Source organism: Manganibacter manganicus (assembly GCF_002075885.1).
Lineage (GTDB): Bacteria > Pseudomonadota > Alphaproteobacteria > Rhizobiales > Rhizobiaceae > Mesorhizobium > Mesorhizobium manganicum.
In genome coordinates, this window is sequence record NZ_MDET01000051.1 from 1 (window position 1) to 7,713 (window position 7,713).

General features: G+C 61.3%; 6 protein-coding genes and 2 pseudogenes. 2 read left to right on the forward strand and 6 right to left on the reverse strand.

Annotation, left to right across the window (positions count from 1 at the left end):
• Positions 1-280 precede the first annotated feature (280 nt).
• Both BFN67_RS20360 and BFN67_RS20365 read left to right on the forward strand, forming a co-directional pair.
• Positions 281-427 (forward strand): hypothetical protein, encoded by a 147-nt coding sequence (locus tag BFN67_RS20360; protein ID WP_080920626.1) that lies wholly within the window; start codon positions 281-283, stop codon positions 425-427.
• A 318-nt stretch (positions 428-745) separates the two neighbouring features.
• Positions 746-1,432 (forward strand): annotated as a pseudogene (locus tag BFN67_RS20365) (site-specific integrase); the annotation flags it as partial.
• A 114-nt stretch (positions 1,433-1,546) separates the two neighbouring features.
• Here BFN67_RS20365 and BFN67_RS25265 read toward each other — a convergent pair.
• The 6 genes and pseudogenes from BFN67_RS25265 to istA all read right to left on the reverse strand — a co-directional run bounded on the left by BFN67_RS25265 (position 1,547) and on the right by istA (position 7,592).
• Positions 1,547-2,221, reverse strand: coding sequence for a tyrosine-type recombinase/integrase (locus tag BFN67_RS25265; RefSeq protein WP_080921312.1), 675 nt, complete (start codon positions 2,219-2,221; stop codon positions 1,547-1,549).
• Entirely contained in the window at positions 2,218-2,733 is a 516-nt protein-coding gene (locus tag BFN67_RS20375) for a site-specific integrase (protein ID WP_245295357.1), read from the reverse strand. Before BFN67_RS20375 ends, BFN67_RS25265 begins: the two co-directional genes overlap by 4 nt.
• Before the next feature lie 291 nt (positions 2,734-3,024).
• Positions 3,025-3,455, reverse strand: a pseudogene (locus tag BFN67_RS25270) (transposase).
• 558 nt (positions 3,456-4,013) lie between these two features.
• Positions 4,014-5,207 (reverse strand): GGDEF domain-containing protein, encoded by a 1,194-nt coding sequence (locus BFN67_RS20385; RefSeq protein WP_080921313.1) that lies wholly within the window; start codon positions 5,205-5,207, stop codon positions 4,014-4,016.
• 133 nt (positions 5,208-5,340) lie between these two features.
• Positions 5,341-6,099, reverse strand: coding sequence for an IS21-like element helper ATPase IstB (gene istB, locus BFN67_RS20390; RefSeq protein ID WP_080920594.1), 759 nt, complete (start codon positions 6,097-6,099; stop codon positions 5,341-5,343).
• Positions 6,096-7,592, reverse strand: coding sequence for an IS21 family transposase (gene istA, locus BFN67_RS20395; protein ID WP_139789217.1), 1,497 nt, complete (start codon positions 7,590-7,592; stop codon positions 6,096-6,098). Before istA ends, istB begins: the two co-directional genes overlap by 4 nt.
• Positions 7,593-7,713: the final 121 nt, after the last annotated feature.

Sequence of the window (7,713 nt, forward strand, 5' to 3'; positions counted from 1 at the left end):
ACGCATGAGTTCGGCCATTAGCGGCAGATCTCCGGGATTGACTGTAGATGCAGCTCCGAACGGAGAAATGTCATGGCGTCTCTGTTCCGGCAGCCGAAAGCTACAAAAAGGTTTCGCTCCATTCTGGGTGACACCGCTTGCGACTGGACGAGCGCTTGGCCTGTTGCCACCAGGTCCTACGTATGATTACCTTTAAGCGTTTTCAAACATCAGGAGGGCCCACGATGGCGGACAATTTCAAGACGGAGATGTGGTCCGTCTGAAGTCAGGAGGCCCCAACATGACTGTCGGCGATGCTACAGCTGCCTCGGGCTCCGTCTTGTGCCATTGGTTCAATCGTGAAGGCGAAACTTGGACCCCGCAACACGCCGGATACAAACGGGAACAACTGGAAATGGCGAACTTGGTTAGTCCCTCTCAGGCGTAACAAGCTTTCGCGCAAGCCGCGCCGCCGCAGGGGCGCCCAGCGCCGCTATCTATGCCCGGCGCCGGCGCCAATCTCCGCGATGAACTCGACGCCGGCAACATCGCGGCATCGGGCGCGCTTACAGATTCAGCAGTGAAAATGGGCCGGCACCGCTGGGTGGAGATTTGCCTGAATAAGGGACCTAGAGCGTTTCCTATTTTGAGAGAATCGTAGGATTGAACGAAGCCGCTGACGCGGCATGGGTCGGTTTACAGATGAAGCTTCTGTTTTGAAGGATTGCGGCTGTTGAAGCGCAATCTTGAGAACAGGAGCAATGAGATGACCGAGTTGAGCCCGCTTCGCCGGCGCATGATCGAGGAGATGACGATCCGCAATCTGTCGCCGGCCACGCAACGATCGTACGTGCACGCGGTAGCGAAGTTCTCCCGGCATTTCGGCCGGTCACCGGACCGGCTTGGCCTCGAGGACGTTCGCGCCTTCCAGGTGCATCTGGTCTCTACCGGAATCTCGTGGCCGGCGCTGAACCAGACGGTGTGCGCATTGCGGTTCTTTTACGGCGTGACGTTGGGTCATGCCGAGATCCCTGAGCGGATCGCCTATGCCCGCGCGCCACGCACGCTGCCGGTGGTTCTCAGCGCCGACGAGGTTGTCCGCTTTCTCGAGGCAGTGCCGAGCCTGAAGACGCGCACCGCCTTGACAACGGCCTATGCCGCGGGCCTTCGCGCTTCGGAGACCGTCGGGCTGAAGGTCGGCGACATCGATAGCGAACGCGGCGTCATCCGGGTCGAGCACGGCAAGGGCGGCAAGGATCGCACCGTGATGCTGTCGGCGCAGCTTCTGCGCATCCTGCGGGTCTACTGGCAACTGGCGAAGCCGCAGGGCTGGCTGTTTCCGGGCCGGGATGCAAATCGCCCCATTGACGTGCAGGTGCTGTATTCGGCCTGCCGCTCGGCGCGTGCGGCCGCCGGCATAGATAAGCGTGTGACGGTCCACACGCTCAGGCACTATCTACCCCGCCCGACTAATGTCGAGTAGCTTTGACCGCAAAACGGTAAGTGTCTGAGGAATAGAGAGATTTCCTGCAGGAACGCCCGGGCCACCCGACATAGTCAGCTCGATCTACAGGCTGTTCAAGAATCCGAGCAAATGGTCATCGGCCCGGAAGCGGGATGACTTGCCGGAATATGGGGACGTCTTTGCCAATGCCGCCTCCTTCATCGCCAACGTCGCCTCGAGATAGATCTGTGTGGTCTCGACCGATTCATGGCCGAGCCACAGAGCGATGACGGCGCGATCGACGCCCGCCTGCAGGAGGTCCATGGCCATCGTGTGCCTCAAACGATGAACAGTGACGCGCTTTCCATTCAGCGACGGGCAAATGGCAGAAGCGGTCTGGCGGTGTTTGTTCAGCATATACTGAACGCCATGAACGCTCATCCCAAGCGCCGCGGACAAGAGGCGCTGGATGTCTTCCTTTGAGTAGAGATACGGCCGTGCCCGCTTCGGTCGAAAGGGTAGCAAGCCGTCTGGGGGAATCTGGGTTCGCGGATCAGCGGCTGCTTGATGACGGGCAAATCCGCGGACGTAGCCCAGCCGTCTCGCCCAATGCGAAGGCTGCGCGCGCGACGGTCGCTGAGCCCAGGCAAGGGCCAGTTCCGTCGTGACATATGGCGTATCATGGGCCTCCAGGAACGCGGCGAAATCGATCAATCCCCGTTCTGTCTCTCGCAGCTTGAACCCCAGCCCTCGCCGCATCTCGATGTACTCCTGAACAGCCTGTCGGAGTGTGCTCATTGGGCTTCTCCCGGCCATGGCAAAGCCAGTGTTCGCAACGCGTCGAGATCGACCTTGGCGTAGATCGCTGTTGTCTGCAGATGACGGTGTCCCAGAACTTCGCCGATCTCACCCAGCGAGGCGCCGCCACTCAGCATCTCTGAGGCGAGGCCGTGCCGGAACTGGTGGGCTCCCGTTGTGGGAGCGTCGATGCCGGCCCTCTTCAGGGAGCGTCGGACGACGCAACCAAGTCCACTCGGCCCCTTGAACCCGCGGATCGGAGCTTTGTCGCGCAAAAAGACACGACGGCTGGCATTGCGCGGGCGCCACTTCCGCAAGTAGTCGGCGATCGCCTCGCCAACATCCGCTGGCAACGGAAGGTCGTTGCGTTGACCGTTCTTGCCACGCACACGGATTCGTCCAGTTACCCAATCGATGTCACCGAGCTCGAGCGACACCACCTCGCTCGATCGTAATCCCAATCGCGCCAATGCGAGGATCATCGCATAAGGCAGGTAATGGGCGACGCCCATTCGCGACATCGCCGGTGACGATTCCAGTTGCATAAATGTATCCGGCCTCTCGCGAGTGGGCTGCTGTTGCAGTCCGGCCATGATGAGATCCGCGCACGCCGTTCCCAATAAATTGTTCGGGCACGAAGCCCGCTTTTTTGCACAGGGCTTACGGCATGCTGATCCACTGTTTCGTCATCGCTATTCCCGAGCCTTGCAATCGGAGCCGAGAGGGTCAGGCGAATGCAGGATTCCTGCCGTTCGTAGAGCGCTCCCGGCTTGGTCAGGACAACCCAGACAATGCGCGCCATCTCAGCGGCGAGTGCGACAACGGCCTTGTTCGGGTGCATCCGGGCTCTGCAGCCCATCAAGCCAGCTTCCAAGGCGATCCCGGGTTCGATCCAGGTGTCGGAAGCAGGACCGCGCGCCATGAACGAGGAGCTTGCGGACATAGCGGTTCCCGCGCTTGCTGATGCCGAGGAGCTTCTGCTTGCCCCCGGTTGAGGCTCCCGCGGGACAAGGCCCAGCCGAGCGGCCAGATCGCGGGCCTTCTGGAACTGGCACCCATTGCCGACGGCCGCAAGAAGGGCGGTAGCGCCCAGTGCTCCGATTCCGGGGATCGTCATAAGCCGGCGGGCAACATCTTCTCGATCTGCAATCCCCGCGATCTCCCTCGTCACGTCGCCGATGCGCTGCTCCAGCCGGCGTAGGTCGGTGAACAGGTCCGTGAGCAGTTTGCGCATCGCCGGTGAGAGGTCGTTCGACGCGTCATCCAGAACCAGTGGCAGGTCGAGTTTGAACAGGCCCGCTCCCTGTCTCAACGGGATTCCATAGACCGGGAACTCCGGGGCGAGCGTCGGCCGCAAAACCGCGATCTCGGGGAGCACAAGGATGCGCTCTACACAGCCGGCGATCTCGACAGCCGAAAGGCCCTTGGTGGGATTGTCCACGACGGGCCGGTGGAGCGACCGGATAAGAACTCGGCACGCTCAACCAGCACCCGAGTTTCATCCGCGGTTTCGCCGGTCAGGACTCCCTCGAGCTTGTGGGTGATTAGGCTGTTCGCGCCCGCCCTGGGGGGATCTCGGAGCGATGTCCTCGACCGGCTCGCCGTACGCGGGTGACGTCAAGATGTCGGCGGTTTCAGCTGAACGACGGCGGCTGTCGCGCTCTCGTCGCGGCTGGGAACAGCCAGACAGAACGATGGCGGTCAGCGATGTCGTTTGGCCGTTCGTGGGTGGCGTCCGCGCTCAACTGCGAGCCGGCGCTGCGGGATCGACCTCGCCTCCGAATCGATGGCTTCATCGTGTCGATTGAATACGTTTGCGCTCAGCTGATTCCGGTTTATGGAGTAGCACTCGGTTGCGGCCGGTTTGCTTGGCAAGATAGAGCGCAGCATCCGCCTGACGCTGTAATTGTTCCGGTGAGATGGCGCCATCAGCACTCTGAACCGCAACTCCAATGCTTAGGGTGACGCAGCGCGACACGCGGAATCCAGGGTTCGGAAAAGCGGCGGCCTCAACGCTTTTGCGGATTCGCTCTGCCACAGAGACGGCCTCTTCTTCATACACCCCGGGCAGCAGCACGAGGAACTCTTCGCCGCCGTAGCGGGCCACATGATCGCGATCGCGCCTTACGTTGTCATGGATAATCCGGGCGACCTCGACCAGACAGCGATCGCCCTCGGCATGCCCATGGTGATCATTCAGCTTCTTGAAGTGGTCGATGTCGCACATCAGCATCGCGGCACCGTCTGGGCAACGTCCGCCACCGCCCCACAGGTGGTCGAGCCTTTCCGTCATCCAGCGCCGGTTGGCGATGCCGGTGAGCGGATCGGTACTCGCCAGGAGTTCCAGCCGATCGTTCGCGTTCGCCAGTTCGGCGACCCTGTGTCTGTCGCGAAGCTCAAACAGGAAGGTCTTCTGCGCGAGAATTGTCATGATGCGGCGCGCGGCGACCGTTGCGAAAATACCGCTGGCGAAAAACAGCGTCGCAGCCACGGCACTGCCGAGTTCAATAGCCGGGTTCAGCAGCTGAAAAATGAGATAGAGACCCAGCGCCAAGGCGGCGATGGTCAGTGTCCAGGCCAACGGGATGCCGAAGATGATGATGGCTGTAATGGCTACGAACAGCATGACGTTCAAATGCCGTTCGTAGAACTCGCCACCAGCGAGTACGCCCACCAACGCGACCGACAATAAAATAAGAAACATGCCTGCTATCAGCGACGCCCCCTGCAACCAGGGCGCTCGCGGTTGTCGCCAAACAAGGACGATGCCGATAGCCACGGGCGGAATGATGGCGCCAGGCAGCAGCATGGGCACTGCGATCCCCCTTGGAAGGATCAGTATATTGAGCGCCAGGGTCAGCACATCCAAAAAAGCCACCCAGATCATCCAGGCACGGATGATCTTCGCCGTTTGCGACCAGATGCGTGCTCGAAACAGGTGTTTGATTTCGCCTTTGAGGCGGATATCGCGCGTGCGCCGCGCCAGATGTCAACGGCGGAGTAAAATCAGGCCACGCGGCGGCGTAAAAGTCGGCCACTTCGGCGCGCGCATGAGACGTCCGGGAGGGCGTAGCCCGAGCGGGGGTCTTATGCGTGCGCGGCGATTTTTGGAGGGTAGTTCAGCCGGCCTTTCGGGCGCGACTTTGCGCGAGGCGATAGCTGTCGCCATTCATCTCGAGAATGTTGACGTGGTGGGTGATGCGGTCGAGCAGCGCGCCGGTCAAACGCTCGGACCCCAGGATTTCCGTCCATTCGTCAAACGGAAGATTGCTGGTGATCAGCGTGGCACCCCGTTCGTAGCGTTGCGAGATCAGCTCGAACAGCAATTCCGCGCCGGTCTTGGAGAGCGGCACGAAGCCCAGCTCATCGATGATGAGAAGCTGGTAGGCGGCCATCTGTTTCTGGAACCGTAGCAGACGCCGCTCGTCGCGCGCTTCCATCATCTCGCTGACCAGCGCAGCGGCTGTCGTGAAGCCGACGGACAGGCCCTTCTGGCATGCAGCCAAGCCGAGGCCGAGCGCCACATGGGTCTTTCCCGTGCCGCTGGGACCAAGCGCAATGACATTCTCGCGCCGCTCGATCCATTCGCAACGCGCCAGTTCCAACACCTGCATCTTGTTGAGCTTCGGGATGGCGGTGAAGTCGAAGCTGTCCAGGCTTTTGACGACCGGGAACTTTGCCGCCTTGATGCGGCGCTCGACCTTGCGGCGATCCCGTTCGATCATCTCCCTTTCGGAAAGCCGGGTGAGGTATCCGACATGATCGACGCCCTCGGTGGCGCATAGCCGAGCCAGCTTCTGGTATTCGCGCTGGAAGGTCGGAAGCTTGAGGGCTTTGAGATAATGGGAGAGCAGGATCTCGGGCACGTCAGTGCTCATGCCGCTTCCTCCCCATGCGCGGAAAGCAGTCGCATATACGCCTTCGCCGATGTCGTCTCGACCGTCGCCCTCGGCAGGTATGGGTAGATGGACAGGTCCAGTCTCGGCGGCCGGCGCTCCACCCGACACAGGATCAGATGCTTGACGGCGTCGAAGCCGATTGCTCCGAGTTGAAGGGCCTGCTTCACTGCCGTATGCAGGTCCGCAAGCTCGAAGCTCTCCAGCAGGCGAAGAACCTGCACGTACTCACGCCGGCCATGTTTTGCCATACGGCCTTCCATCAAGCGGCGCAGCGTGGCGAACTCTTCGGGCAGGTTCCAGCCCTGGAGAGGTGCAGCCTGATCCAGCGAATTGATCTTCTGTTCGATCAGCGGCAGGTAATGCAGTGGGTCGAAGACGACGTCTTCCCGCTCCCAGCTTCGGGGATGGCGAGCGATGATCTCGCCGCGGCAGCCGATCACCACCTCGTCGACATAGCCCCGGACCCAGACATCCTGATGGCCATAGGCGACCGGGACGGAATAGTCGTTGGTCTTGTAGCGGACAAGCGACTGGGCCGTTACCTTGGCGCTGGCCTGATCACAGGCATCGAAGGGCGAGGCCGGCAACGCGCGCATCGCGGCCAGATCGCGCTGTAGCCGTTCCCCGATTGTCTCGTTCTCGCCGCGCAGCCTGTCGCGCTGGCGCTTGCGGCATTGCTCTTCAAGCCAGGCGTTGAACATCTCCCATGTCGCAAACTGCGGGATCGGCACCATGAAGTTGCGACGGGCATAGCCGACGAGACCCTCGACGTTCCCCTTGTCGTTGCCTTTGCCAGGCCGGCCGTAACGATCCCGGATCAGGTAGTGGGACAGAAACCCGCTGAATAGAGTAGCGCGCTTGCGGGTGCCGTCGGGCAGGATCTTGGCCACGAGGCAGCGGTCGTTATCGTAGACGATCGATTGCGGTACTGCGCCGAAGAAGGCGAACGCATGGATATGGCCGTCCACCCATGCCTCCGACACAGCCGCCGGATAGGCCCGCACATAGCAGCCGTCGCTATGCGGCAGGTCGAGCACGAAGAAGTGCGCCTTCCGCTCCACACCGCCAATGACGACCATCGCCTCGCCAAAATCGGCCTGCGCATGCCCTGGCGGATGCGACAGCGGCACGAACACTTCCTGGCGACGCTGCTCCCGCTCGCGCATGTAGTCCTTGATGATAGTATAGCCGCCGGTGAAGCGACACTCGCCACGAAGCCGGTCGAACACCCGCTTGGCCGTATGGCGCTGCTTGCGCGGCACCTTCATGTCCTCATCAAGCCAGTGATCGATCGTCGAAACAAACGCATCCAGCTTAGGCCGCCGGATCGGTGACTGACGCTGATAGCCCGGCGGCGTCGAATACGACATCATCTTGGCCACGCTATCGCGCGATATGTTGAAATGCTTTGCAGCCTGACGCCGGCTCATTCCTTCCGAGCAAGCCAGACGGACCTTCAGATATAATTCCACGGTGTAGATCCCCAACCCTCCTGCATTCGTCGCAGAAGGAAAATAGGTGGCCGGCTTTTACGCCGCCCGAAGCGGGACGATCCCGCCGCTACCGTGGACTAATTTTGCACCGCCGCTCTCA

Bases quoted from the DNA above. Each gene is read 5' to 3' on its own strand.
- BFN67_RS20360 (WP_080920626.1), top strand. From the start codon at position 281: ATGACTGTCGGCGATGCTACAGCTGCCTCGGGCTCCGTCTTGTGCCAT.
- BFN67_RS25265 (WP_080921312.1), bottom strand. From the start codon at position 2,221: ATGAGCACACTCCGACAGGCTGTTCAGGAGTACATCGAGATGCGGCGA.
- BFN67_RS20375 (WP_245295357.1), bottom strand. From the start codon at position 2,733: ATGGGCGTCGCCCATTACCTGCCTTATGCGATGATCCTCGCATTGGCG.
- istB (WP_080920594.1), bottom strand. From the start codon at position 6,099: ATGAGCACTGACGTGCCCGAGATCCTGCTCTCCCATTATCTCAAAGCC.